Below are 24,940 nucleotides of genomic sequence, written 5' to 3'. Positions count from 1 at the left end.
CAATCCTTTTCTTTGCGAAGAGGGTTCGGGACGGGTTCTTTTTTCTAAATGCGGAGAAACCACATGTCAGACCTCAAAGGCGCCCTGATTGGCTGCGGCTTCTTCGCCGTCAACCAGATGCACGGCTGGAACGGCGTTCAAGGCGCTGCCATCGTTGCCATCTGCGACCGTGATCCCGAACGTCTGAAAATAGTTGGGGACCAGTTCGGCATCGAACGGCGATATACCGATGCAAGCCAGATGTTTGCCGAAGGCGGCTTTGATTTCGTCGATATTGCCACGACCGTGAACAGCCACCGCCCCCTCGTCGAAATGGCCGCCACGCACAAAGTCCCGGCGATCTGCCAAAAGCCGTTTGCCCCGACGCTTGCCGATGCCAAGGCTATGGTCGCGGCCTGCAAGGCTGCCGGCGTTCCGCTAATGATCCACGAAAATTTCCGCTGGCAAACGCCGATCCAAGCCGTCCGCAAGGCGCTGGAGAGTGGTGCGATTGGCTCGCCCTTCTGGGGCCGCTTCTCGTTCCGCTCTGGTTATGATGTGTTCTCCGGCCAGCCCTACCTCGCCGAAGGCAAACGCTTCATCATCGAAGATCTCGGCATCCACACGCTGGATATCGCGCGCTACATTCTCGGCGACGTCACTTCGCTGACCGCCCGGACCAAGCGCGTTAACCCCAGGATCAACGGCGAGGACGTCGCCACCATCCTGCTCGATCACGACAATGGCGCAACCTCCATCGTCGACGTGAGTTATGCGACAAAACAGTCGATAGAGCCTTTTCCGGAAACACTGATCGAGATCGACGGAACTGAGGGTTCGATCCGCTTGTCCCAAGGTTACGAGCTGCAAGTCACCAATGCCGGCGGTACGGTCAACACCGACGTCGCGCCGACACTTCTCCCCTGGGCATCGCGCCCGTGGCACAATATCCAGGAAAGCGTGTTCGTCATCCAGCAGCACTGGGCGGACAGCCTGAAAGCGGGCACAGAAACCTCTACCTCCGGCACCGACAATCTGAAGACCTTCGCTCTGGTCGAGGCCGCCTATGAAAGTGCCGCGACCAAAACTACCGTCGATATCGGAACGATGCTGACATGAGGGACGCGGACCTCGCCTTCACGCTCTACGGCACAAGGCAGGCCGAGCCAGCCCCGCGCAAATTGAAAGCCGGGAAGCTGAGCGCACATCTTGCAGGCGGCAATCTGCGGAATATCACCTATGACGGCGTCGAGGTGCTGCGCGCGATCTCCTACCTGGTCCGCGATCGTGACTGGGGCACGTACGACCCCACGCTATCCGATCTCACCGTCACTGAAACGGAAACCGGCTTCGCCATTGCGTACACCGCCAGTTGTACCGGCCCGGAGGGTTCCCTTCTGGAGGTGTCCGCCGCAATCGAAGGCAACGCCGATGGCGGGCTGACCTTCGGGGGTACCGCCCGGTCCCCGAACGGCTTCGAAACCAATCGCTGCGGCTTTTGCATCCTGCATCCTATCGTCGGTGTTGCCGGCACACCGGTCACCATCGAGCATGCCGATGGCTCTATTGAAGACACGAGGCTGCCTGAACTGATCGAACCCTGGCAACCCTTCAAGGACATGCGCGCCATCACGCACACCGCGTTTCCCGGCGTCACGGTCGAATGCCGCATGGAAGGCGACACGTTCGAGATGGAAGACCAGCGCAACTGGTCGGACGCCTCCTACAAGACCTATGTTCGCCCACTCGCCTTGCCATGGCCCTACCAGATCCCGGCAAACGAACCGGTCTCCCAGCGGATCACCCTGACCATAACAGACACCCGTGCCGCCTCGGGCAATCCTCCCGTCTCCGCCGACAACGACGGCATCATCCAGCTCACTCCCGGAGCAGTTGCCGGCATTATGCCCGCCATCGGCCTGTTGATTACGCCTGAGGAGGCCAAAGCCAGCCTCGCGGCTCTCCAGCAACCCGATGCGGCTGGGGTTCAGGAGTTGCTTTTCCATTTCGACCCGGCAGCCGGCCATGACGGGTCGGCTTTCAAGGATTTCGCCGAAATCGCCGCTCTTCACGCGGGCACCACCACGATCGAAATCGCCGTCCCCTGCCAGCGTACTCTGAGCGAAGAACTACAGGAAATCGCCGCATGGATGCGTCGTGCGGGTTTTGCGCCTGATGCCATCATGGTTTGCCCGTCCATCGACCGGCAATCCACCCCGCCTGGCAGCATATGGCCTGATTGTCCGCGGCTCGAAGACGTGTATGCGGCAGCGGCAAACGCCTTTCGTGGCGTCCGTCTCGGTGGTGGCATGCTGTCCTATTTTACCGAGCTCAACCGCAAGCGCGTGCCGGGCGAAAACCTCGCCTTTATCAGCCACTGTACCAATCCGATCGTCCACGCAGCCGACGATATCAGCGTCATGCAGACACTCGAAGCCCTGCCATTCATCACCCGCTCCGTGCGCGCCATTTACGGCAACAAGCCCTACCGTATCGGTCCCTCGACCATTTCCATGCGTCAAAATCCCTATGGCAGCCGCACGATGGACAATCCGGACGGCGCCCGTATCCCGATGGCCGACTGTGACCCCCGCCACAACGGCCAGTTTGCAGGTGCCTTCGCTGCCGGTTATGCCGCGTGGGTACTGGATGCCGGTCTCGAAACGCTGACCTTGTCGGCGCTGACCGGTCCGTTCGGGCTCTATGCCGGCAGCAATGAACCGGTTGCAGAAGGCGGCAAGCGTCCACTCTATGCCATCATCAAAGAGCTGGCAGACGTTGCCGGACAAAAATGGCGAAACGTCACATCCTCCGTCCCGGGCAAGGTAATGGCGTTTACGATCGACACAGCGGCGGGCGAAACGACTTGGATCATCAATCTGACAGGCGAGGAGCAGTCGATAGACACGACGCAACTCGGCACCCGTACGCTACGAACGCAGCTCGCTCCATTTGAAGTAACCTCCATCGCGTTTTGACTGGAAATGGAGTAATGATGATGCCCGTTTTTGATGTGGTTGGCGCGCACACTGCTAATTCGTTGCCAACCTCGCATCCCTGACCTTTGTCGCACTAAGCACTTCCTGAAATGCGTTGAATGCGCTTGGACGGTCATTTTTACGATAGATCAGCAGCGTCTCGACAGGCCCGAGCTGATGCGTCTGAACGTTGGCCGGCCAGTGCATCAGGTCAAGAACTGATCCGGGCATAACACCGGCCGCGTCTCCTGTCGCAACACTAGCCAGAATCGCATGATAGGAGCCGAGTTCAGTTGTCGGCAAGCTGCTCGACTGACTGACCCAATGCTCGGCAATCCGACGATAGGTGCATCCAGCCTCCAGTGCGGCCAGCGATCCGACGCGAAGGTCGGCGGCAGACGTGATCTTCGGGTGACCGGACGGCAGGACGATCAGGAGGTCTTCAATAAAAACCCGCTCCGCTTCCAGTGACTGAAGTTCGCTATCGAACGCCACATCTTGCTCCAGCATCGATGCGGGTGGACGCGCGATGAACGCGCAATCCAGCGCGCCATTGAGAACATCGCGCGCGAGATCGCGCGACGCGCCCATCGTCAAGCGGAGAGAAACCTCCGGCCACATCTGGTTGAATTGCGTCAGCGCGGCCGGCAGCCGGCTTGCCGCCGTGCTTTCCATGGTGCCGACCCGCAACGTTCCAGATGGCACAACAGGCCGCAGCGCCTGCCGCGCTTCCAAGGCGAGCGCCACGAGACGGTTGCTATAGGCAAGAAAGGTCTCGCCCTCCCGTGTCAGCGTCATCTTCTTGCCATCACGGCTGAACAACACGACGCCAAGGTCCTCCTCCAACTGCTGGACCCGTGTCGTCACATTAGACGGCACGCGCCCGACGGCTTTTGCCGCTTTCGTCACGCTGCGTTCGCTGGCAACAGCGAGGAATATTTCGACAGAGGACAGGTCCAACGAAAAATCTCGATTCCTGAATTAAGAGGCCCTATAGTTCTTTATAGGAAAATCACGAACGTCGCTCAAGCGAATACCAGCCTTTGGCTGCGCGGTGTTGACTGGGAAAGGCGGATAGTCATGTCGGACGAGCAAGAAGCGGATGACGGACCCCGCGAATTGGCTTCGCCTGCCTGCCTGATGCACGAGGTGGATCCTGCATATATGGGGTTGCCGCCGGCAGCTACCGCCGCCACTTTTGACAATGCGGCATGGCGGCGGACAGAACGCCAAAGATTGATCGAGGAACGCAAATCCCTACCGGTTGCTCACCGTGAGGAATTCGGCCGATTAATCTCGATCCATCTCGATCAGGTGATCACCGACCTTGCCGGCAAACATATCAGCCTGTTCTGGCCTTTCCTTGGCGAGCCCGATCTGCGGGAATGGATGGCCAACGCTAGCGCGCGCGATGCGACATGCCTGCTGCCTGTCGTGGTTGCCAAACGTGAGCCTCTGATCTTCCGGTCGTGGAAAACGGGAGAGCCGCTGGTACGCGGTGTGTGGAACATCCCAGTGCCGGCAGAAGGGAAGCAAGCTGTCCCCGATATCGTCATCGCGCCCGTTGTCGGCTTCGATAACGATTGCTTCCGGCTGGGTTACGGTGGCGGGTTCTTCGACAGAACACTCGCCAGCTTCGACCGCAAACCCTTGACGATTGGCGTCGGGTTCGCAACTCAAAGGATCCGGACCATCCACCCCCTCCCCCACGACATTCCCATGGATGTGATCGTGACAGACGCGGGCGTGCGATATCGATGAAAGTCCGTTTTGCCGACCCATATCGGCAGAGCGACATCCGCTGCGCACTTCGGCTGGCGAATTGATCTGTCGACTGATGCCATCCGATGGTTTTGAAAGAGTTGGGGCGCGGAAAACCGCGCCCCCATAGCCTACTTGATCGGTGGGGAAGCCTTGCCAAGCTTTACCGACGGCTCGCGGCCCCAAACACGCAACTTGCCGAGCTCCGAAACAAATGCGGACAAGCCATCCTCTCCGGGTAATACGAGAACACCCTCGTCGACGTCACCGGCAATCCCGGCTTTTTCGAGCAGCGGCAAGGCCGATTGATCGTGACCGATGAACTTGCAGTGTTGAAAAGCGTCGGCGACGAAGTCCCGGGCAGTCGCTTCTTTGACCAGATCATCAATCGCGGCGGTGGACGTGAGAATGGCCACGGCATCGAAGAGCACCGATGGCCCACCGTCGATCATGTGATGCGCCTCGATCCACGAACCGTCGGATGCCGTAACGCCCCCGACTTTTGGAGCGATCAATTCGAATACGGCTTTCTCCTTGGTGATCGCCGTGGTCAGGTCCTTGAGCAGCTTGGCATCGACCCCGTCAGTGATCAGAATGCCAAGCTTGCGACCTTCGAAACGCTTAGGCCCGCGTTCGACGATGCTGAGTGCCGGCGATGGCGCCAAGTCCTGGCGCGTCGGCATCGCCGCATCGGCCGGCTTCGGCATGGCCTGGAAGCCAAGCTTCTGCGCAACGGTCGTTGCCAGTGTCTGATCGATGTTCATCAGATGTGACACCATGCGTTCCCGGATGACCGGCGCCTCCACCTTGCTGAGCTCAAAGGTCAGCGCCATGGCGATGTGGCGCTGCTCGGGCGGGGTCTGGCTGATATAGAACTGTCGAGCCTGACTGTAATGATCGGCGAAGCTTTCTGGACGGAGCCGAACCTTCTGCCCCTGTTCTTCTGAGGGAAAATGCCGATAGCCTTTCACTGGCGACTCACGCGGTCCTTCATCGCGCGAATTCGGCTGATAGTTCGTTCGGCCGACCGGGTTGCGCATCGCCATATGGCCGTCCTGTTGAAAATTGTGGAACGGACACTTCGGCGCATTGATCGGAAGGTGTGTAAAGTTCGGTCCGCCGAGGCGCTTCAGCTGCGTGTCGAGATAGGAGAAATTGCGGCCCTGCAGCAGCGGATCGTTGCTGAAGTCGATGCCCGGCGGCACGTTCTGGGTCATGAACGCAACCTGCTCGGTTTCGGCAAAAAAGTTGTCCGGCATGCGGTCGAGCACCAGCCGGCCGATCGGCTGAACCGGCAAGATTTCCTCAGGAATAATCTTTGTCGGATCCAGGATGTCGAAGTCGAAGCTGTCGGCAAACTCCTGGTCGAACAGCTGGACGCACAGTTCCCATTCGGGAAAGTTCCCGGACTGGATCGACTGCCAGAGATCGCGGCGGTGAAAGTCCGGGTCGGCGCCGTTGATCTTGACCGCCTCATTCCAGGCGACCGATTGCAGACCGAGCTTCGGTTTCCAGTGAAACTTGACGAATGTGGACTGGTCCTTGGCATTGACAAACCGGAAGGTGTGTACGCCAAACCCTTCCATAAAGCGGAAGGAGCGCGGAATAGTGCGGTCCGACATGATCCACATGACCATGTGCATGCTTTCCGGCGTTAGCGAAATGAAGTCCCAGAAATTGTCATGGGCAGTTTGCGCCTGTGGGAAGGCGCGGTCTGGTTCCTGCTTTGCGGCGTGGACCACATCGGGAAACTTGATGGCGTCCTGAATAAAGAATACCGGGATGTTGTTGCCGACCAGGTCCCAGTTGCCTTCTTGCGTGTAAAGCTTGACGGCGAAACCACGGACGTCACGGGCGAGATCGGCAGAGCCCTTATTGCCGGCGACCGTGGAGAACCGAACGAATGCGGGTGTTTTTTCCCCTGGCCGCTGAAATAAATCGGCCCTTGTGTAGGCCGCGAGCGAGTCATAGGTTTCGAAGAAGCCGTGAGCGCCGTAACCGCGCGCGTGCACCACACGCTCCGGGATACGCTCATGGTCAAAGTGGAAGATCTTTTCACGGAAGTGAAAGTCATCGATGAGCGCCGGGCCGCGGGCACCCACACGTAGCGTGTTCTGATCGTCGGCCACTGGACCACCCTGGGCGGTCGTCAACACCTCACGCCCCTCCTCAGCGAACTGGTGGAGCTCACCGCCTTCTCCGCGATGGAGCTTCTGGTCATGGATCGTGACGGTGTCGGCCACCGATGGTTTTTGGGCCTTCGCCACTAACGTTTTGGGCGAAGTTGCTGCGACTTTCGACGGTGTCGACTTCTTGACCATCTGTCGATCCTCTTGATTGTTGGAATTTAGGGAAAAGGCCGCCCTCGTGAGGCGGCCTCTTGGGACACTGCGGAATGATCAGGCGGCTTTTGTGCCCTTGGGATTTGCGGAAGCTTCAGCAAGCTTCGTCAGCTTCTGGTCGGTTGCCTCTTCTTCTGCAAGATTTGCCTGAAGAAGAGGGGTTGCCTCCTCGAGGCCAAGCTGCTTGGCCCAGGCGATCAGCGTGCCGTAACGGGCGATCTCGTAATGCTCGACGGCCTGCGCCGAGGAAATCAGGCCCGCGTCGAGGGCGACCGACCCCTTGTATTCTTCCATGATCTCTTCGCCTTCGGCGATGATGCCCTGGATGGCTTCGCAGGTTTTCCCGCGCGCAGCCTTGCCAAGCAATTCAAAGACCTGCTCAAGGCGCTCGATCTGGCCCTGCGTTTCGTCGCGGTGCTGCAGGAAGCCGGCTTTGCCTTCCTCAGACTGGGCGGCGCGGGCCATTTTCGGCAGTGCCTTTAAGATCTGCTTTTCGGCGAAATAAATGTCCTTGAGTGTATCAAGAAACAGATCGTCCAATGTTTTCTCGGCCATTATCTTCTCCTTTTGGGGGACATTGTTCACGCCGCTCAACGTCCCGATCAAGCAAATGTTCCTGCGCCAGAGCCTCCCACAATTGTCGATAGCCGAGAGTGCCCCTTGATCTCTGCGTGGAACCATTTTTAGCTGACGAACCGTGCTAGATATTCGCCTTTTCCATGTCCTTCAGCGATGAGTTGTCTTCTAAGCCGTCAACACTGGCATGCGCGGTTTGTTCCTGCGGCCGGCCCGATTAGTCGATGATCACCGAAACTCTTTGACGTCGGAATGCCTGGCGTTGCGAAGTTATGCCTGACCACGATGCTGCCTTGATCTCGAGCCGGAACGACCGAGTTTTGCCTGATGACGAGGTGTGGCATCTTGGAGACTCAGCGGCCAAGCGGGCGGGCCTTGCCCGCCGAGCGCGCGGTCCTGCTCCCCGGTCGTGCAGGTTCGATCATCCGCTATTTCGACATTCGTGCTGTCGAACAACGATTGGAGGAAACCAGCGGGGTACTTGCGGCGTTTGTGCTGTGACAGAAAAGGAGAAGGTCCTAATGGCAGACGACAGCACCACGACAATACGAGCGATTTTCGAGACACGTGCGGCGGCTGACCTCGCGGTCGAACACCTTGTTCAGCAACATGGCATTTCTAGGCCTGACATTTTCATTCAGTCTGCGAGTGGCGAAAACACAGCCGGCGCCAGGCCGTCCGGTGGCGATGCCTCGCATGAAGGCGGCGCTCGCCACGATGGGGCAATAGAAGGCGAGATTGAAGTCTCCGCGGATATCGCCGCCGATCAAATCGCAGCCGTCCAGCGAAGCTTCGGAGATGCCGGAGCAATCCGCGTTTCGGGCAAATAGCAATTTACGGGGGCCGCCTTGACGCTGGCCCCGTTTCTCTTGGCGGCAGGATGATAAACCATGGTCGACAATCTCTCGAAATACCGCGGCAAACGCGATTTCAAAAAGACCGCCGAGCCCAGCGGAGAGGCGAAGGTCTCCACGTCCAACCGTCGGCGGTTCGTGATCCAGAAGCATGATGCGACCCGGCTGCATTACGATCTCCGGCTGGAGCTCGACGGTGTGTTCAAGTCCTGGGCGGTGACGAGAGGACCATCGCTTGATCCTGGCGACAAACGCCTCGCGGTGGAAGTTGAAGACCATCCGCTGGATTACGGCGATTTCGAAGGCACCATTCCCAAAGGCCAATATGGCGGGGGCACGGTCATGCTCTGGGATCGCGGCTATTGGGAGCCTGAGGGGAAGAAGACGCCGGAAGAGGCTCTTGCGAAGGGTGATTTCAAGTTCACGCTTGAGGGTGATCGCCTACATGGCAGTTTCGTGCTTGTCCGCATGCGGAATGATCGCGATGGCGGCAAACGCACAAACTGGTTGCTGATCAAGCACCACGACGAGTTTTCGGTCGAGGAGAGCGGCGCAGCCGTGCTTGAAGAGAACGATACCTCGGTGGCGTCCGGCCGGACGATGGAGGCTATCGCGTCCGGCAAAGGCAAGAAGCCGAAACCGTTCATGCTGCAAGGCGGCGCGGTCGAAGCCGATGCGGTTTGGGACAGCAATCACGGTCTTGCCGCCGACGAGCGCAAGGCTGGTATAAAGACAGTGGCTAAGACAGCGAAAAAGCTAACGGTTTCCAAAAGTGGAAAATCCTCGATGCCAGACTTTATCGCGCCGCAGCTTTGCGAGAGCCTGGCGCGTCCGCCATCTACCGATGGCTGGATCCATGAAATCAAGTTCGACGGTTATCGGATCCAGATGCGGGTCGAGAACGGTGAGGTCACTCTCAAGACCCGAAAGGGCCTGGACTGGACGGCAAAATGGTCGGCCATTGCTGCGTCGGCCTCTAAGCTTCCCGACTGCATCATCGACGGCGAGATCTGCGCACTCGACGAAAACGGTGCTCCTGATTTCGCGGCGTTGCAGGCAGCGCTCTCGGAAGGCAAGACGGACGACCTGGTCTTTTTCGCGTTCGATCTCCTGTTCTCCGGCGACGAGGATCTGCGCGAATTGGCGCTCACCGAGCGAAAGGACAGGCTCGCTGCATTCTTGTCCGAGGCCGGCGACGATCCCAGGCTCCGCTTCGTTGAGCATTTCGAGACAGGCGGCGATGCGGTGCTTAAGTCTGCTTGCCGCCTGTCTCTGGAAGGTATCGTCTCGAAACAGGCTGATGCTCCCTATCGGTCCGGCCGGAGGGAGACTTGGGCGAAATCCAAATGTCGCGCCGGTCATGAAGTGGTCATCGGCGCTTACGCCACCACAAATGGCAAGTTCCGCTCGCTGCTGGTAGGTGTCAATCGTGGTAACCATTTCGTCTATGTCGGGCGGGTCGGTACGGGTTATGGCGCAAAGGTCGTTGAAACTCTCTTGCCGAAGCTAAAGGAAATGGAAACCTCGAAGTCACCGTTCACTGGCATCGGTGCGCCAAAAAAATCGTCCGACATCGTCTGGCTGAAGCCAGAACTCGTGGCTGAAATCGAGTTTGCCGGCTGGACGGGTGACGGCCAGGTTCGGCAGGCGGCCTTCAAGGGTCTGAGGGAAGATAAACCAGCCAACGAGGTGGAAGCCGAGACGCCGGCATCTCCCGTCGCAAACGAGGTTCCCCATCCGGAAACCGCCAAGCCGCCTCCCAAGCGTTTCCGTAAGGGTGCGAAGGCCGAAGTCATGGGTGTGATGATCTCCAGTCCCGAAAAGCCACTCTGGCCGGATGCCGGCGATGGCGAACCGGTTACCAAGGTCGATCTGGCGCGCTATCATGAAGCGGTTGGGCCGTGGCTGATCGACCATATCAAGGGGCGACCTTGTTCGATCATTCGCACCCCCGATGGCATCGGCGGCGAGCAATTCTTCCAGCGCCATGCCATGCCCGGAACGTCGAACCTGCTCGAACTTGTCACCGTCTTTGGCGACAAGAAGGCGTATTTGCAGATCGACCGTGTCGAAGGGCTTGCTGCGATTGCCCAGATCGGCGGCGTCGAACTCCATCCCTGGAACTGCGAGCCCAAGCAACCAGAAGTGCCCGGACGATTGGTCTTTGACCTTGATCCAGGCCCGGATGTTGAATTCTCGACTGTCGTCGAGGCCGCACGGGAAATCCGTGACCGCCTTGAAGAACTCGGGTTAGTCAGCTTCTGCAAGACAACCGGCGGCAAAGGCCTGCATGTGGTCACGCCCCTGGCCGTGCCGAAGGGAAAGAAACTCAGTTGGGACGAAGCCAAGGGTTTCGCGCACGACGTCTGTCAGGATATGGCGCGCGACAATCCGGAGCTCTACCTGATCAAGATGGCAAAGAACCAGCGCGAGGGCCGCATCTTCCTCGATTATTTGCGCAACGACCGGATGGCGACGGCGGTTGCGCCATTGTCGCCGCGCGCCCGTCCAGGTGCGACCGTTTCAATGCCGCTCAACTGGAGCCAGGTGAAGACAGACCTGGATCCTAAGCGGTTCACCATCCGCACCGTGCCCGAGCTGTTGAAGAAGAGCACCGCGTGGCAGGACTATTGCGACGGGCAGAGACCGCTGGAGCAGGCCATCAAGCGGCTTGCAAAAACACGAAAAGCTGCGGCTTGAGGATGGCAATAAGCGATTAAGCAATGGATAGAGAGACCGAGCCACCCGTCGGAGCGACGACGGACCTTCCTCATGATCGCGTCACGGTTCAACGGTTTCGTGAAACGTTTCCCCGTGCCCGGTGGAGCGATAGGCTGAATGCCTGGTTCGTGCCGGGCCGCACTGCAGGCAAGCGCATCGGACGCTGGCTAGCGGAAATGGAAGCCGAGGCCGATGCCTTTGCCGACGAAAAGGGCAGGGATGCGTTCGCGTTCGAACCGATCGAAAGCCGCTATCTCGAAGCTGCCCTATCTGGCCTGCAAATCCGGACGCCCTATTCGCGCGCAATCGTCACCGAAATCCGGGAAATTCCATTGGCGCGCTGGGATGCGGACCGCCGCCTGTGGACTGTTCCTTACCGATCACTGGATGAATTACGCCGACGATGGCCAGCGATCGAAGCGGCGGCCGAGCGCAACGAGCCGGATGTGCGAAAGGCGCGGCGTGAGGCCTTGAAAGGCACCGAGGAGGAGGAAGCGTCCAAGGCGAGAACCAGTGAGCGCCGCCGGAAACGGTATCCCGTACCGGTCGATGACATGCCCCCATTCGATCGTGCCATCGGTACGCATGCGGGCGTCGTTATCTTCACCGAGACACATGGCGAGCTGGCAGATCCGGAAATTGTGTCTGCGTTCTATTTTCAACCACCGCCAAACGGGGAACACGCCTGGGCGGCTTGGCGGCCGGGGTCTCTTGAGGAACTGGTCGCGACCTGGCCAGCCCGAACGCCGCCCGGCGAGCGGGAAGTGGCTCGCGGCTGGTGGGTGCCGGATCTCGAAGAACTGCGGACTGCCCGGCAGAAAGCCAGGTCGAAACGACGCGCCGAGCTAAGACGGCAGGGAGACGACGTCCGATTGCAGAACCTGTTGAGCGGGGACAAGTGATGGATAAGATGGAAAGGTTTCAAAGGCTTCCACCTGTGGAGCCGGGTGAGATGATTGGACTGTGGACGGGGCGGGGTATTTCGTCCGGTCACCCTCTGGACGGCGTGCTCGAAAACCTCGGGTGGTTTGGCAAACGGTTCTCGGCTCAGATGCGTGCTGATGCGCTGTTGTTCCACGGAGGCGATAAACGCCTGGTCGCCATCGATCCGGCCCGGATTCCGCTCCGTCCTGCACTCCGTTTCCACAAGCTCGGCAAGACCCGAGCCGCGGCCAACCTGTTTTCCTATTTGCTGCGCCGGCTGAGAGCCAAGGGTCCGGTAGCATCATTGAAGGCCGTCCCGTTTCACGGGGTGTTAAGTGCTGCAATGGTCTATGACACCCAGCCCATCGTCGACTATTTCCGTAAGGTCGATGATAATCGCGTCATGGGAGCTATGGTGATCGAGGGCGACGACCGCGTCTATTTCTTCGAGCTCGAGCGCGTTGAAGAGGTGTGAACCGATGCGGCAGGACTTAACCTGCCGCATAAAGCTATATAGCTCATCGAACATGCGGGTCGCTGTTGCGCTCGCTACTTTGGGCGACCAAACTGTCAACTCCCGGCGCGAGCAGATCGTGCCGCTCAGCGAACGCGACAAAAACGGCACGGGCCGTCTGCACCTCGATTTCACCGTTGATCGCGGCCTGCACGCTTTGAGCACCAATTCGCCCGAATGATCTGCCGCCCTCCGCCAATCCATCAGGATCTGGTAGGCACGCATGACCGATTTGACCTCGGTTGGGATACCGAGGCCCAAGAGGATTGTGACGGGCTTCTCGAACATATTGGCGCCCGCCGCTTCCTAAAATTTTTGCAGGCCGGAAAAATCTTTCGATCGCAGCGTCGCTGGGGATTTAACCTCGATGCCGACGATCCGGCCCCTCCGATCCTCGAGTACGAGATCGACTTCGTCCTGTTCCGCGTCGGGAAATGTGAAGGAGTAACGTATCTCTCACTCCAGGTGAAACTCACCGACGACAAAGCACTCTAGCAGAGGCCCTAGACGTGTCCGGTCGGAACGGATCGCTTCTGGGTCGGCGTCGCGCAAAGTTGCTAGCAGACCGCTATCCAGCGTGTGGAGTTTTGGCGACTTTATAAGCCTCGACCGGCGATTGGTGAACCAGGGGGAAAGTGATCGCACGAGGAAGAGGCGATCCAGGACCGCGACATACTTTTGAACTGTTGGGATCGAAAGACCAAGCGCTGTTGCGACGGCTTGATGATTGACAAGTTGTCCCACCTGTTCCGAAAGAAGCTGTGTTAAGCGCGGGAGCTTATCAAGCTGTCAAGATTTGCGATGTCGCGCACGTCCCGCTCGAGGACAAGCGCCGGTTAGCTCTCGAAACCCACAGGTCGCGGTTCAGCGTGAACTCACAGCAAACTTAGAATGTCCCATTCTGGCAAAGTTAGAGTATCACACTCCCCGCCGGGACGATCGGCGGTCCTTAATCCCTTGGCGAGGCGGCTAGCGGCTTTCACCAGGCTGCGGTTTTATGTTTGTGCCCAAAATAAAGAACAACGCGCCGAAGGCTGCAGCCCCTGCAAACATGACGAACATGGCAGGGCCACCAAAAACACCGAGTGTGGCACCGCCCACGGCCGGCCCAAGGAAACCGCCGACAGTCGAGAGCGAATGGGCCCCGAAATAGCTGCCCCGATTTTGCGCATACGAAATCCGATCAACCATTATGTATTCTGAAGGAACCACGAGAATCTCGCCGGCCGTGAAGATGACCATCGAAACCGCGAACCCCGTCAATCCCGTGGACGCCAGGAAACCCACCTGGCCGAAGCAAAGAAGCGCGCAGCCGCCCAAAAGCGCGCCCAATGGGCCAGCGCGTCCGATGAGACGCCGCGCGATCGGGTTTCCAGTCAGGACAACCACACCGTTTATCGACACGAGATAGGCGAAAATTTCTACCCCGCCCGTTACATTCTGCGTGACGTATGGAGCCAGCGTGGCGGTCCATTGACCATAAACGGCAATCAGCAACGTGCTGCCACTAATGAAGAACGCCAATTGTCTGTCGCTCATCGCGGCGATAACGCTTTTGATCAGAGATACTTGTTTCGATGCTTGACAGTCGGCGCGTTCACGTCCTGGGAGCCTCAAAAGCTGCAAGCCGATTGCGAGCGTCGCGTAAAGCGTACCGGCGGCGATAAAGAGGCCGGTCGAGGCGATGCCCGCCCAAACACCGATCAACGGACCAACCGCCCATCCGATGTTCGATGCCGTGTATCGCCAAGAGAAGTATTTCAGTCGATCGGGTTCGGCGCATATGTCGCTCATCAGCGCGCGTGAAATTGATCCATAAACCGAGATCGCGACATAGGCCCCGCTTTGCGCGAGGCAAAACGAAAACACCGTTTCGGCCAGCCCCATGCCGATCATGGCGCACGCCATCAAGATCAAGGTTAGCGTGAGTACAAACCTGCGTCCAACTCTGTCCGAAATCGATCCCGCGAAAGGCGCAGCCACGGCTCCAATCAAAGGGCCGAGGCCCAACAAAAAGCCGATCGTGGCCGGACCGAGGCCGAAGGTCTGCTGGAGTTTTATTGCGAGAAAGGACAAGGTCATCGCACGGGCGATACTGACGAGGCCCGCCACAATAACGAGAAATAGGGCAGCATGCGGGTTCGTGTGTCCTTCGCCCATCTCGCCCCTCCCCTTGCTTGAAGTGTCTCAGGAACACTGCCCGTAGCAGCTAGGGCGTGGCGAACTGAGAGGATTCACATGCCTTTTGGTTTGCACCTGAACAGTGTCGGCCAGGTATTCATTTTACGTTGTGGTCGATCTTGCGGAACACAGAACACCTACGTTCGGTTGGCAACGTAAGAGCTCGGTGCCACGACCAATCATCGCAGTTGCCGAGGCAAATCGCCCCGATTTGATCGATATCTGGAGTGGCGGTCGCACCCCTAGCTACGCTTAACTCTATCTCGTACGCCGTTCCACGGGCGCATCAAGCTGCCAAAATCGCTAGATTGTCGGCTCACTCGGCAGCGCCCATCTTACGACTGGCGGGTGCGGCGGAATTTACACACAAGCATCCAGATGAATCGTCGGACGAACCGCTCCCACCGATTTTGGAGGACGCTATTATGGTTGACCCGCAAATAATCGAACGGTGGCGTAACGCCCCGCGGCTAACAACTTTCTCCACTTTTTTCGAAAGAACTGCGAGCGGACAGGGAGGGGCCCCGGACCTTGGACGACCTGAACCGGATCTTAGTCTACTTGATTTCGATCTCGACTGTGCTGCCTATGGTGATACGCACACACGCCTCTTTGGCAACTTCGACAGCCACTATCACGCCAGCATTCCCTATAGGCTTGAAGAAACGTGCCGTCTCGGCGCCGCCATTTTCACCTTCTCCTTACAAGCTTGGGCTCGGACCGGCTTACCGGCGACGGTTTATACGTTGGGCGCTGGAACGGGCTGCCTCGCACGCTCCATCGCGACTCTTGGCGACGGACGGATTCAGACTCTCGCCTGCAGTCCGACACCCGCCAATCGGCAGGCTTTTTTCGCCAAACGGGGAAGCGAACACGCGCATTTCTTTCTTGGGCCGTTTTTTGATCTGGACAGCAACCGCTACTCGACCGATCCGGATCTTCTGCCATTTCGCGATGGATTCGACGTCCTGGTCGAAGACACGACGTTTCAAATGTACGATGATGATCGAGCGCAGCAACTGGCGTTCATCGCGCCACGCATTCGGCACGGAGGCATCCTCGTGCAGGTCCAAAAACTCGCGAATGAAGACCAGGATGCCTACGACGAGCGCGAACGCCAGAAGGATGAGTTGTTCAAGAGCCGGTACTTCACTTTAAGTCAGATATCCGAGAAGAAGGCTGAGATCCTCGGTACGATGGCGAATTGCCAAGTCGATTTAAAAACCACAGTGTCCGCTCTCAGATTGTTTTTCCGCTACTGCGCACTGACCTGGAACAGCGGTAATTTCTACACGATCGTCTCATCGAATTCCCGGGCGTCGATCCTGGAGTTCGTATCGTTGATGGTGAAACCGGCGATCCCTCCCGCCTATTGCTACGAAAAACTCCCAACTGTGCTTATCGATACGGAGTCGGACCCACTCGCCGCGGCTCTCTCGTGGCGCAGGGCCAAGACGATGACGGTGCTCGCTCCAAAACGACCTCCGGCGTCATGAAATGAACACGGGCCCATCTGCTGAATCAGGCGAGCACGCTAGCGCGGCCGAAGTGCGACGTTCATTATCCTATCTGATGCCCCACCTTGCCCCCTACTGGGCGCGTCCGTTGCGCGCATATGCGTCCACCCTTTACGACGTCAAGCATTATCGGCCCGGCAGCCATACGCGGGACCATGCAATGGATCTCTTTCGCAATTGCATCGAAAGGGCAGCGCGCAGGTCCGGCTTTAGTGATGACGAAGCTCGAAGCGCCAGTCTTGAGCTACTCGCATCGCCTGTATTGCAGACCGGCCCGCATTGCCTGCTAATACTCGAACCCGACGCCTTTTACACACATCTGTTCAGCCTGCTCGGTCTGATGGCCCATGGCCGACAATGGCATGTCACCTATTTTGTCTCGACATCGGCGTTCAAGGAAAAAGCAAAGAAGGGCCCTGGCTGGCTCCATCTCGAGGGTGAAGCGCTCAACCTCTTCGGCCTTCCGCGAAGCCGAATGGACGGCAGCAGCATTGCTTGCTCGAACGGCACCTACCGTTTCGCACTTTCGAACTCCAGAGGCGAAGTCGCACCGAATACTTCTGCGGCTCGGCTCCTTGAAGAATTGCCGTCCGCTGCATTTCCGTCGGCAGCCGAAGCGATCAGGACGGCCAATCAAACTCTCTGGCGCCGCAAGTTCCCCGCGTCAGTAAAGCTGCTTCAACTCGATGACTTCGACATTGCTGACCTAATTGCTGACCATCTCAGTGATGAGGGATCATGGATGTCGGCGCATTTGATGGGCGACGGCGACGGCGCTGAATCTATATTGAGCGAAATCGACCGCCTGAACGCTTCCGCGTGGGGAGGCTGGGTTCGCCGAACAACAGACTTCTTTTGGCGCCTGGAAAAAAACAGAGTTGTCCCGTTGCGCCTACATGCGGGCATACTGCGAACTGATGGGTCTTCAAATAGCTTCGAAGTTGGGTTCAACCCGGGCAGCCTTGCGACGGCTCTTCGTCAACGCGCGGTCCTTCCCAGCTTGTTCACGGCGTTTCTGGTATCCTCAATCCTACCGGGGGTGAGAGTGCTCGGGGGTTGCCGCCAGACGGTCTATTTTCCGCTGATGCGGTATCTGGCGTCACTCTGTATTGAACGATCAGGCGATCTCAATCTCCTGAAAGCACTCAGGGAAGACGAACGACCCGGATTATGGGGTCACCGCGTCCTGAGACCATCCGGCGGCTATCCGTTTCAAGAAATCGAGCGTGCCCATAGCGTTTTGCCCCTTTTAGCAATTTACGCGGAGATGCCGTTGGTAGATGCCAGTGGCGAACTTGCCAGCTTTACGACGGACTCTATCTGGGCGAAGTTGTCCGGACACATCGCCGCAGGCGAGATCACCCGCGCGTCAGATGAGTGGCGGTGGTCCGGTCTTTGATGCGTGACGGGCAATCCAGTCGCTTTCAATCACTTTATTAGCGCTGTCGGCCGATCCATTTATTGCAGTCGCTCCACAAAAGTCGGGAAATTCCGTGACGGGTGGAGCGCATAAGTTAAGTTTGCGACCATTTACGGACGCTCATTAGCGAAACTCGCGGTGTTACTTGGTTCGGTCTCTGAAGCGAACGCCGACACCGCCACCATTCTCAGGAATGAACTCTATCCCGGCGTTCTCGAGCACCTCTCGTATCCGAGTGAGTGTAGTATCGCGCAATTCTTCTCCGCGCTCGAGGCGAACAATAGTTTGCGTCGAAACCTTAGCCGCCTTCGCAAGGTCAACGACTCCCCAACCCAATGCCGTGCGGGCCAACTTGCACTGGATGGATTTCATATCACCACAGGATGGTGATTTTTGTTGCGCGGCATCGGTACTTCCTGTAGGTCATGTTCTGCAATCGGCTGGATGGCGTGTTAGAGCACGCTATCCAGCCTGACCACAATCAAGCTGTCAGGAGCTCGGATCATGGCTGATTCTGAGAATAGCAGAACTTTGTCTGCATCATCCATACAAACTTCTCCCGACTTGCGAGTACGGCAGACCCACCCTTTCAAACGACGAGTCTATCGCTTCGCGCCGGCTGACGCTTGCGCGGCGAAAAACTAGTCGCGGCGGCGTGGCACCAAAAAAAAATCCAGGAGGGAACATCGTAATGACACTACTGTACCACATCCGCTCAACCCTGCTCGCCGCGGCTGTTGCCACCACTGCGACGGCGGGGTTTCTCGCAACCTCGGCCATGGCGGAGGATCTGCGCATCGGGACACAGCTCAAGCTGATGACTCTCGATCCGCACTACGCCGATCTTAATGAGAACAACTCGCTGCTATCCCATATCTACGAACGCCTCGTGGTTCAGGACCGGCAGCTGAACCCTCAGCCAAGCCTTGCCACTTCCTGGAGACGTCTGTCAACGACGCAATGGGAATTCAAGCTGCGCGACGGCGTCCGCTTCCATGACGGCTCGCCCTTCACTGCCGAGGACGTCATTTACTCGATCAAGCGCATCCAGGACTTCCTGAAGCCGCCGAGCGGCGGGTTCCAGACCTATACGCAGGCGATCAAATCCATCACGGCGCCTGATCCAATGACTGTAGTCATCGAGACGGCCATCGACGTCCCGACCCTCCCGCTTTCTATGACTTCCATTTTCATCATGGGTCACAAGTCGGGAGACTTTGCGACCACTCAGGATGTCAACTCTGGAAAGCAGTCCGTTGGGACCGGACCCTACAAATTCCAGAGCTGGCAATCCGGTGAAATTCTCAGCCTGACGCGCAACGAGGCCTATTGGGGCAGCACACCTGCCTGGTCAGAGGTGGCTTTCCAAGTCATCGAAAGTCCCGCGGCGCGCGTCGCCGCGTTGACGACAGGGGATGTCGATCTCGCCGATTACGTACCGGCGCGTGACGTCGAAGGGCTTGAGGACCGCGGATTGGCGGTCGAAAGCACGAGCGCTGCCCGGTCCAATTTCCTGCAGTTTGATATCGCCCGGGAAAAGCCACCGGGCATAACCGACAAATCGGGAAATGCAATTCAAAATCCCTTCCGGGACAAGCGCGTGCGCCAGGCCCTGACGATGGCGACAGACCGTGCCTTCCTCGCCGAGAAGATCCTCCTCGGCTACGGAACGCCCGCAGCGCAGCTCTTTCCGACCGGCTTGTCAGGAACGTCGGCCAACCTCACGGTAGCACCGCCGGACTATGAGGGTGCAAAAGCCCTGCTTGCAGAGGCAGGTTTTCCAGACGGCTTCAAGGTCGTGCTCGCTGGGCCTGCCGGCCGATATCCCGGCGACAGCGAATCCTTGCAATCCATCGCGCAGAACTGGGCGAGAATAGGTGTCAGCGCCCAACCGGTCGTAGCGCCGTTTTCGGTCTTCGCCACGCAAAGGTCAGATGGCGCCTACCCTGTGTGGTACGGCGGCTGCTCCGGCGAGGCAGTAACCTTCTGCCTCCGAGCCGTTCTGGGCTCTCCGAATGCGAAAACGGGGGCCGGATCACTCAACTATGGAAAATACCAGAACCCAAGTTTTGACACGATGCTGGAGAAGGCCATGTCCATGGAGGATGGTCCGGATCGGAGCGCGGCAATCGCCAGCGCAACGGAACTGGCCATGGCCGACTATCCGATGCTTCCTCTTTATCATTTCCACCTGATCGTAGGGCATGGGCAAAAAGTGGGTTCCTACGCGGTGCATCCGCGCGGATGGACGACGGCAATGCAGGCCGTTCCCTCGGAAGAGTGAGGGCACGCCCATGATGACCACCATCGTTGGAAGGCTTTCACAAGCCGCCCTCCTTCTACTCGCCATGTCGGTGATCGGGTTTGTCGGCATCCACAGCGTCGGCAACCCCGTTTACAACATCGTCAATATCGAAACAGCCACCCTCGAGGATATTCGCAACGCAACGATCGCGCTGGGATTGGATCAACCGCTCTGGCGACAGTATCTTCTCTTCATGGGCAATGTCGTCACCGGAAACTTCGGAACGTCGTACATCTACCACCTGCCTGCTTTTGATCTGGTGATGAGCAAGCTGCCTGCGACGCTTGAGCTGGCCTCGATGGCCATGTTGATCGCAGCTCCGTGCGGCGTCTTGCTCGGGCTGCTGGCAGGCCGAAGACAGGGTGGCGCAATCGATCGCGCCATTCTCAAAGCGAGCGTCTTTGCACTCAGCATTCCGTCATTCTGGCTGAGCATGGTGCTCATCCTGGTCGGTGCGATCACTTTGGGCTGGTTTCCGTCAGGGGGCCGCGGACCAACGGTCTCCTTGGTTGGCCAGGAATGGAGTTTCCTGACGTTGGAGGGCGTACGGCGGTTGACACTGCCCGCATTGGCGCTTGCCATTCCCAACATTGCGCTTATCGCGCGGCTTGCACGGGCGGGAACGATCGAGGTGGAAAGCCAGGATTTCGTCCGCTTCTGCCGGGCAAAGGGCCTCTCACCGAGGCGCATCCTGTTTCGGCATACACTGCCGAATATCAGTATTCCCATCGTCACGATCGTCGGCATGCAATTCGGCGGAATGCTGGCCTTCGCTGTCGTGGTGGAAACCATCTTCGCCTGGCCGGGAATAGGCAAGCTGTTGATCGACTCCATCCAACTGCTCGACCGGCCAGTCGTGATGGCAACCTTGACCTTCGTTTCCCTCGCCTTCGTCGGGCTCAATGCGCTCGTTGACCTGATTTACGCCATGCTCGATCCGCGCGTGCGCCTTTCCACATGAAAGGAAATTCCATGAAAGCCAATACACTCCGTACGCTTTGGAAACGCCACAGGGGAATGAGCATTAGCCTACCCGGGCTCCTGCTCGCAGCCTACGTTCTGCTGGCGTTGGCAGCGCCTCTCATCGCGCCACAAAATCCGTACGATCCATTACAGATCTATGGATGGGAAGCGTCGTCGCCTCCGGGGACCATGGGAGGTGCCGGGTACTTTTATCTGCTCGGGACCGACGGTCTGGGGCGCGATATACTCAGCACCATCCTCTACGGCCTGCGCATCAGCCTCGTCGTTTCCATTACCAGCACCGTTATCGCTGCACTAATCGGACTCACCGCGGGGGTCAGTGCTGCGTATTTCGGCAGGTGGGTCGATGTCGTCATCATGCGGATCGTCGACCTCCAGCTCAGCCTTCCAACCATCTTGGTGGCCCTGATTGCCATTGTTACACTCGGACCGGGAATCGATCGGATCATACTGGCGATCATCATCGTGCAGTGGGCAACCTACGCCAGGGTCATTCGAGGTGTTGCGTTGAGCGAAACCGGCAAGCCCTATCTGGATGCAGCGCGCCTCCTGCGGCTCCCCAAGAGAAGGGTCATCTTTCGCCACCTGCTTCCCAACAGTATCGCGCCGGCCATTACCTTGATCCCGATAGAATTGGGGCACGCTGTGGCACTCGAGGCAACCCTGTCATTTCTCGGGCTGGGCGTTCCAGTCGACAAGCCTTCGCTTGGCTCGACCGTTGCAAACGGCTTCCAGTACCTGATGACCGGTCAATACTGGATCAGTCTGTTCCCCGGCCTCGCCCTGTTCGGCCTCATCGCAAGCATCAATTTCGTCGGCGAGGACGTCCGGCGCAGCCTTGATCCAAGGAGTCGATCCTATGACGCACGATAGCCCACACGCCCCCTTGCTGGTGGTGAGAAATCTCACCTTGATGCATCGCGCAACGACGAGCAGTACCCCGATCCTACGCGACGTCAGCCTCAGCCTTCAGCGCGGAGAAATCCTTGGGATCATTGGCGAATCCGGAGCGGGAAAGTCCTCCCTTGGCAATGCCATCCTCGGCCTGCTCTCGCCCGACTTCAAACGGACGACCGGTACCATCCTCTTCGATGGCAAACCGCTCGACGGTAACAACGAACGCCAATGGGCCACGATCCGAGGGCGCAGGATATCAGCTATCTTCCAGGATCATACCGCATCGCTCGATCCGCTGATGGCCATCGGTTCCCAACTTGAGGAAACCATCATGGCCACCAACGACACCATTTTACGTCGGCAAGCGCGCGACCAGGCTATCCAATTGCTGACCCGCGTCGGCATTCCGGACATTGACCAACGATATCACCATTACCCTCATCAGTTTTCCGGGGGGCAGCGCCAGCGTGCCGTCATCGCCATCGCGCTTGCCGGCAGACCCGATATTATCATTGCAGATGAGCCGACCTCCGCGCTCGACGCAACCGTTCAAAAGCAAATCCTCTACCTCCTCCGCGAACTTGTGGAGGAAACCAATGTGTCGATCATCCTGGTAACCCACGACATGGGCGTCGTCTCGGAAATTACGGACAGTGTGATCGTGATGAGAAATGGGGAGATCGTCGAGCAGGGGTCCACGTCATCCATCCTCGACGCACCGCAACGGAAATATACCCGAAGCCTTCTGGCCGCGGTCCCAAGACTGCGGGTGTCCGGCGCCGGGGAGAGCGAGGAACCCACCGAGCATCTGAACGACCCGCCCTTGCACGTTAGTTCTGCGCAACCCGGCGGGGACCCAATCCTCGTGGCACGGGGAATAACGAAGTACTTTTCCAGTCGCGGGTTCGCGCTGTTGCGCAAGGGGTCCCAGACACCCGCATTGCAAGATGTTTGCGTTCAGTTGGAACGTGGGATGATCACCGGAATTGTTGGCGAAAGTGGCAGCGGCAAGAGCACAATAGGACGGATCATTGCCGGCCTGGAAACCGCTGGCGAGGGAAAGATCGAGATCGATGACACCTGTTTCGATCCCGCGCGGTCTGGATCGCGCAGCGGCCTACTTGGAAAGGTGCAGATGATCTTCCAGGACCCGGCGATGTCGTTGAACCCGCGAATGTTGATCAGTGAGACACTGCGAGAAAGTGTCCGCTTCGGCGAAACCACCACCAAGAATGAACTGTCGATGGTGGGGACAATGATGGATCGGCTCGGGTTGGCGCGAAGCCTCCTCCCCCGGTATCCCCATCAGCTCTCGGGCGGGCAGAAGCAGCGCATATGCATCGCCCGCGCGCTTCTCGCGGGCCCGAGCATCGTCGTTGCCGACGAACCGACCTCAGCCCTTGACGTGTCCGTACAGGCAGAGATCGTCCAGCTTTTGAGGGAGAATGTGAAGGAGCAGGGCATTTCAATGCTCTTCATCTCGCACGATCTTGCCCTCGTGCAGGAGCTCTGCAGTTCGATCTACATTTTCAAGGATGGCAGGGTCGAAGACGTGGGCTCGTCGGAGTTCATCTTCACACATTCGAAGAACCCGTACACACGAAGCCTGATCGATGCCCGCCCCAGGCGATTTACGCACTGACGGCGGCCAGTTTTACCTAACACCATCCACATTCTGGCGGCGGCTACCCGCTGCGAAGGAAAGTCTGTCATGACAAATACATTCAATATCGCCGTAACCGGGCAATCTCTTATCAAACACGACATTCGCGGTGTTGATACGCCAGGATTTCGAAAGGCGCGTGAGATCCTTGGTCAAGCGGATCTCTCGTTCACCAACTTCGAAAGCACGATCCTTGGAAGCCATGGCGGATGGCCGATGAAAGGATCGTTCTTCGGATGCAGCCAGCCGGTTGTTCTCGATACCCTTCAGGCTCTCGGATTCCAGGCACTTTCGTTATCGAACAATCATGCATTCGATCTCGGTCCGTCCGGGATTCTCTCAACTTCGGAAGAGGTCGAAAGGCGCGGCTTCCTTCACGCTGGTATCGGGCGCAATCACACAGCGGCGGGGCGCCCCGGCAAAGGGTCGTTTGGCGGCAGGAATGTGGCGCTCGTGGCCATGGATGGAGGTCCGGGACCGGATTTTATGTATGCGGGAGATGCCGCTCCTGGTCGTCCCGAACGTCCGGGGGTGAACCGGCTGAGGGTGACCAAGGTTGTCGACGTGGATGACAACGCTTTCGAACAATTGCGAAGGGTCCGTGACAAGGTCGGTTACACGCGGATGGATCTCGGCAACGACAGCCAACCCGACGATACGCCTCACGTTGATCCCGAAGCGGAAATCAGTATCGCCCGCGCTATTTTCAGACGCTCCGATAAGGTCGGACGAAACATCACGGTCGATGAGATCGACACAGCGCGCCACCTCGCCGCAATCTCGTCTGCGGCGGAGGGAGGGAACCTCGTCATCGCCTACCTGCATCACCACCATTGGGCCTCGGACTGGTATCAGGTTCCCGAATGGGTGGGCGCGTTTGCGAAAAAATGCATCGATGCCGGCGCGGCCATGTTCGTCAGCCACGGTGCTCCCGTTCTCCAACCGGTCGAAATATACCGTCAACGGCCAATCTTCTACAGCCTGGGCAATTTCATCTTCCACGTGAGATCCGAGAAATCGCCCTGGATGGCTCGAGAGGTCTGGGAAAGTGTGATCGGGCTATGCTCGTTCGGCGACGATGGCAAGCTCGTCGGAATGTCCTTTCATCCGATCATTATCGGCGGCGCCGAACAGTCACGGACTGACGCTTTGGAGCAACGCCTCGCGCCGGAACTTGCCCGTGGTGATGATGCTGAGAGAATATTGATGCGCTTTCAAGAGCATTCAGCGAAGGTCGGTACTAAGATCGAGATATCCGGCAACTCTGCCGTTTGGAAAATTTAGGCAGGCCCAAGTGAAGGACCTTGGAACTACAGGGCATTCC

The 24,940-nt window shown here is 58.3% G+C and carries 22 protein-coding genes; 16 read left to right on the top strand and 6 right to left on the bottom strand.

Annotated elements, in window-relative coordinates:
• Window positions 1–63: 63 nt before the first annotated feature.
• Window positions 64–1,098, top strand: coding sequence for a Gfo/Idh/MocA family protein (locus tag ACSQ3J_RS29120; RefSeq protein WP_436040878.1), 1,035 nt, complete (start codon window positions 64–66; stop codon window positions 1,096–1,098).
• Entirely contained in the window at window positions 1,095–2,957 is a 1,863-nt protein-coding gene (gene apnL, locus ACSQ3J_RS29115; RefSeq protein ID WP_436040877.1) for a D-apionate lactonase, read from the top strand. The genes ACSQ3J_RS29120 and apnL overlap by 4 nt, the downstream gene beginning before the upstream one ends.
• Window positions 2,958–3,011: 54 nt before the next feature.
• Here apnL and ACSQ3J_RS29110 read toward each other — a convergent pair whose 3' ends face one another.
• Window positions 3,012–3,917 (bottom strand): LysR family transcriptional regulator, encoded by a 906-nt coding sequence (locus ACSQ3J_RS29110; protein ID WP_436040876.1) that lies wholly within the window; start codon window positions 3,915–3,917, stop codon window positions 3,012–3,014.
• Between the two features lie 120 nt (window positions 3,918–4,037).
• Here ACSQ3J_RS29110 and ACSQ3J_RS29105 point away from each other — a divergent pair, with 120 nt between their 5' ends.
• Window positions 4,038–4,718 carry a 5-formyltetrahydrofolate cyclo-ligase gene (locus tag ACSQ3J_RS29105; RefSeq protein ID WP_060504618.1) on the top strand — a complete coding sequence of 227 codons (681 nt, stop codon included), beginning with the start codon at window positions 4,038–4,040 and terminating at the stop codon, window positions 4,716–4,718.
• 131 nt (window positions 4,719–4,849) lie between these two features.
• On the opposite strand, the gene catE is transcribed toward ACSQ3J_RS29105, so the two are convergent.
• Both catE and ACSQ3J_RS29095 read right to left on the bottom strand, forming a co-directional pair.
• On the bottom strand, window positions 4,850–7,039 hold the full coding sequence (gene catE, locus ACSQ3J_RS29100; RefSeq protein WP_436040875.1) for a catalase C: 2,190 nt from the start codon (window positions 7,037–7,039) through the stop codon (window positions 4,850–4,852).
• A 78-nt stretch (window positions 7,040–7,117) separates the two neighbouring features.
• Entirely contained in the window at window positions 7,118–7,618 is a 501-nt protein-coding gene (locus ACSQ3J_RS29095; protein WP_156397667.1) for a YciE/YciF ferroxidase family protein, read from the bottom strand.
• A gap of 539 nt (window positions 7,619–8,157) precedes the next feature.
• On the opposite strand from ACSQ3J_RS29095, the gene ACSQ3J_RS29090 reads away from it, so the two are divergent.
• The 6 genes from ACSQ3J_RS29090 to ACSQ3J_RS29065 are packed head-to-tail and all read left to right on the top strand — an operon-like array spanning window position 8,158 to window position 13,144.
• A complete protein-coding gene (locus ACSQ3J_RS29090) occupies window positions 8,158–8,466 on the top strand; it encodes a hypothetical protein (protein ID WP_060504616.1) in 309 nt (102 codons plus the stop codon).
• 60 nt (window positions 8,467–8,526) lie between these two features.
• On the top strand, window positions 8,527–11,190 hold the full coding sequence (ligD, locus tag ACSQ3J_RS29085) for a DNA ligase D (RefSeq protein ID WP_436040874.1): 2,664 nt from the start codon (window positions 8,527–8,529) through the stop codon (window positions 11,188–11,190).
• Between the two features lie 23 nt (window positions 11,191–11,213).
• Window positions 11,214–12,113, top strand: a complete 900-nt coding sequence (locus tag ACSQ3J_RS29080; RefSeq protein WP_436040873.1) for a hypothetical protein — start codon at window positions 11,214–11,216, stop codon at window positions 12,111–12,113.
• Window positions 12,113–12,610, top strand: coding sequence for a DUF4334 domain-containing protein (locus ACSQ3J_RS29075; protein ID WP_436040872.1), 498 nt, complete (start codon window positions 12,113–12,115; stop codon window positions 12,608–12,610). Before ACSQ3J_RS29080 ends, ACSQ3J_RS29075 begins: the two co-directional genes overlap by 1 nt.
• Window positions 12,611–12,614: 4 nt before the next feature.
• Complete coding sequence (locus ACSQ3J_RS29070) at window positions 12,615–12,830, top strand: hypothetical protein (protein WP_436040871.1); 216 nt, start codon at window positions 12,615–12,617, stop codon at window positions 12,828–12,830.
• Entirely contained in the window at window positions 12,827–13,144 is a 318-nt protein-coding gene (locus ACSQ3J_RS29065; RefSeq protein ID WP_436040886.1) for a hypothetical protein, read from the top strand. The genes ACSQ3J_RS29070 and ACSQ3J_RS29065 overlap by 4 nt, the downstream gene beginning before the upstream one ends.
• Here the strand turns inward: ACSQ3J_RS29065 and ACSQ3J_RS29060 are convergent.
• Both ACSQ3J_RS29060 and ACSQ3J_RS29055 read right to left on the bottom strand, forming a co-directional pair.
• Complete coding sequence (locus ACSQ3J_RS29060; protein ID WP_436040870.1) at window positions 13,106–13,393, bottom strand: DUF4143 domain-containing protein; 288 nt, start codon at window positions 13,391–13,393, stop codon at window positions 13,106–13,108. The two genes, ACSQ3J_RS29065 and ACSQ3J_RS29060, sit on opposite strands and share 39 nt — an antisense overlap.
• 225 nt (window positions 13,394–13,618) lie before the next feature.
• Window positions 13,619–14,809 carry an MFS transporter gene (locus ACSQ3J_RS29055; RefSeq protein ID WP_436040869.1) on the bottom strand — a complete coding sequence of 397 codons (1,191 nt, stop codon included), beginning with the start codon at window positions 14,807–14,809 and terminating at the stop codon, window positions 13,619–13,621.
• A gap of 446 nt (window positions 14,810–15,255) precedes the next feature.
• Here ACSQ3J_RS29055 and ACSQ3J_RS29050 point away from each other — a divergent pair, with 446 nt between their 5' ends.
• Together ACSQ3J_RS29050 and ACSQ3J_RS29045 are read left to right on the top strand one after the other, a co-directional pair.
• Window positions 15,256–16,326: a class I SAM-dependent methyltransferase gene (locus tag ACSQ3J_RS29050; RefSeq protein ID WP_436040868.1), complete on the top strand. Its 1,071-nt coding sequence runs from the start codon at window positions 15,256–15,258 to the stop codon at window positions 16,324–16,326.
• Between the two features lie 181 nt (window positions 16,327–16,507).
• On the top strand, window positions 16,508–17,746 hold the full coding sequence (locus ACSQ3J_RS29045; protein WP_436040867.1) for a hypothetical protein: 1,239 nt from the start codon (window positions 16,508–16,510) through the stop codon (window positions 17,744–17,746).
• A 162-nt stretch (window positions 17,747–17,908) separates the two neighbouring features.
• Here ACSQ3J_RS29045 and ACSQ3J_RS29040 read toward each other — a convergent pair whose 3' ends face one another.
• On the bottom strand, window positions 17,909–18,139 hold the full coding sequence (locus tag ACSQ3J_RS29040; protein ID WP_436040866.1) for a helix-turn-helix domain-containing protein: 231 nt from the start codon (window positions 18,137–18,139) through the stop codon (window positions 17,909–17,911).
• A gap of 319 nt (window positions 18,140–18,458) precedes the next feature.
• Here ACSQ3J_RS29040 and ACSQ3J_RS29035 point away from each other — a divergent pair, with 319 nt between their 5' ends.
• The 5 genes from ACSQ3J_RS29035 to ACSQ3J_RS29015 all read left to right on the top strand — a co-directional run bounded on the left by ACSQ3J_RS29035 (window position 18,459) and on the right by ACSQ3J_RS29015 (window position 24,900).
• Complete coding sequence (locus ACSQ3J_RS29035) at window positions 18,459–20,051, top strand: ABC transporter substrate-binding protein (RefSeq protein ID WP_436040865.1); 1,593 nt, start codon at window positions 18,459–18,461, stop codon at window positions 20,049–20,051.
• Window positions 20,052–20,061: 10 nt separating this feature from the next.
• Window positions 20,062–21,033, top strand: a complete 972-nt coding sequence (locus tag ACSQ3J_RS29030; protein WP_060504607.1) for an ABC transporter permease — start codon at window positions 20,062–20,064, stop codon at window positions 21,031–21,033.
• Window positions 21,034–21,089: 56 nt separating this feature from the next.
• Window positions 21,090–21,929, top strand: a complete 840-nt coding sequence (locus ACSQ3J_RS29025) for an ABC transporter permease (RefSeq protein ID WP_436040885.1) — start codon at window positions 21,090–21,092, stop codon at window positions 21,927–21,929.
• Window positions 21,916–23,595, top strand: coding sequence for a dipeptide ABC transporter ATP-binding protein (locus ACSQ3J_RS29020; protein ID WP_436040864.1), 1,680 nt, complete (start codon window positions 21,916–21,918; stop codon window positions 23,593–23,595). The genes ACSQ3J_RS29025 and ACSQ3J_RS29020 overlap by 14 nt, the downstream gene beginning before the upstream one ends.
• 69 nt (window positions 23,596–23,664) lie before the next feature.
• The gene (locus ACSQ3J_RS29015; RefSeq protein ID WP_436040863.1) at window positions 23,665–24,900 is read left to right on the top strand and encodes a CapA family protein; all 1,236 of its coding nucleotides are present in this window, start codon (window positions 23,665–23,667) and stop codon (window positions 24,898–24,900) included.
• Window positions 24,901–24,940 lie beyond the last annotated feature (40 nt).

Origin of the sequence: Rhizobium sp. LjRoot98 (genome assembly GCF_964252935.1) — a bacterium.
Classification (GTDB): Bacteria; Pseudomonadota; Alphaproteobacteria; order Rhizobiales; family Rhizobiaceae; genus Pararhizobium.
This window is presented reverse-complemented; position numbering and strand designations above follow the sequence as displayed.

What these genes read in the sequence shown, in the direction of transcription:
- ACSQ3J_RS29120 (WP_436040878.1), top strand. Translation starts at nt 64, where the DNA reads ATGTCAGACCTCAAAGGCGCCCTGATTGGCTGCGGCTTCTTCGCCGTC.
- apnL (WP_436040877.1), top strand. Translation starts at nt 1,095, where the DNA reads ATGAGGGACGCGGACCTCGCCTTCACGCTCTACGGCACAAGGCAGGCC.
- ACSQ3J_RS29105 (WP_060504618.1), top strand. Translation starts at nt 4,038, where the DNA reads ATGTCGGACGAGCAAGAAGCGGATGACGGACCCCGCGAATTGGCTTCG.
- catE (WP_436040875.1), bottom strand. Translation starts at nt 7,039, where the DNA reads ATGGTCAAGAAGTCGACACCGTCGAAAGTCGCAGCAACTTCGCCCAAA.
- ACSQ3J_RS29090 (WP_060504616.1), top strand. Translation starts at nt 8,158, where the DNA reads ATGGCAGACGACAGCACCACGACAATACGAGCGATTTTCGAGACACGT.
- ligD (WP_436040874.1), top strand. Translation starts at nt 8,527, where the DNA reads ATGGTCGACAATCTCTCGAAATACCGCGGCAAACGCGATTTCAAAAAG.
- ACSQ3J_RS29080 (WP_436040873.1), top strand. Translation starts at nt 11,214, where the DNA reads ATGGATAGAGAGACCGAGCCACCCGTCGGAGCGACGACGGACCTTCCT.
- ACSQ3J_RS29075 (WP_436040872.1), top strand. Translation starts at nt 12,113, where the DNA reads ATGGATAAGATGGAAAGGTTTCAAAGGCTTCCACCTGTGGAGCCGGGT.
- ACSQ3J_RS29070 (WP_436040871.1), top strand. Translation starts at nt 12,615, where the DNA reads ATGCGGCAGGACTTAACCTGCCGCATAAAGCTATATAGCTCATCGAAC.
- ACSQ3J_RS29065 (WP_436040886.1), top strand. Translation starts at nt 12,827, where the DNA reads ATGATCTGCCGCCCTCCGCCAATCCATCAGGATCTGGTAGGCACGCAT.
- ACSQ3J_RS29055 (WP_436040869.1), bottom strand. Translation starts at nt 14,809, where the DNA reads ATGGGCGAAGGACACACGAACCCGCATGCTGCCCTATTTCTCGTTATT.
- ACSQ3J_RS29050 (WP_436040868.1), top strand. Translation starts at nt 15,256, where the DNA reads ATGGTTGACCCGCAAATAATCGAACGGTGGCGTAACGCCCCGCGGCTA.
- ACSQ3J_RS29045 (WP_436040867.1), top strand. Translation starts at nt 16,508, where the DNA reads ATGGATCTCTTTCGCAATTGCATCGAAAGGGCAGCGCGCAGGTCCGGC.
- ACSQ3J_RS29040 (WP_436040866.1), bottom strand. Translation starts at nt 18,139, where the DNA reads ATGAAATCCATCCAGTGCAAGTTGGCCCGCACGGCATTGGGTTGGGGA.
- ACSQ3J_RS29035 (WP_436040865.1), top strand. Translation starts at nt 18,459, where the DNA reads ATGACACTACTGTACCACATCCGCTCAACCCTGCTCGCCGCGGCTGTT.
- ACSQ3J_RS29030 (WP_060504607.1), top strand. Translation starts at nt 20,062, where the DNA reads ATGATGACCACCATCGTTGGAAGGCTTTCACAAGCCGCCCTCCTTCTA.
- ACSQ3J_RS29025 (WP_436040885.1), top strand. Translation starts at nt 21,090, where the DNA reads ATGAGCATTAGCCTACCCGGGCTCCTGCTCGCAGCCTACGTTCTGCTG.
- ACSQ3J_RS29020 (WP_436040864.1), top strand. Translation starts at nt 21,916, where the DNA reads ATGACGCACGATAGCCCACACGCCCCCTTGCTGGTGGTGAGAAATCTC.
- ACSQ3J_RS29015 (WP_436040863.1), top strand. Translation starts at nt 23,665, where the DNA reads ATGACAAATACATTCAATATCGCCGTAACCGGGCAATCTCTTATCAAA.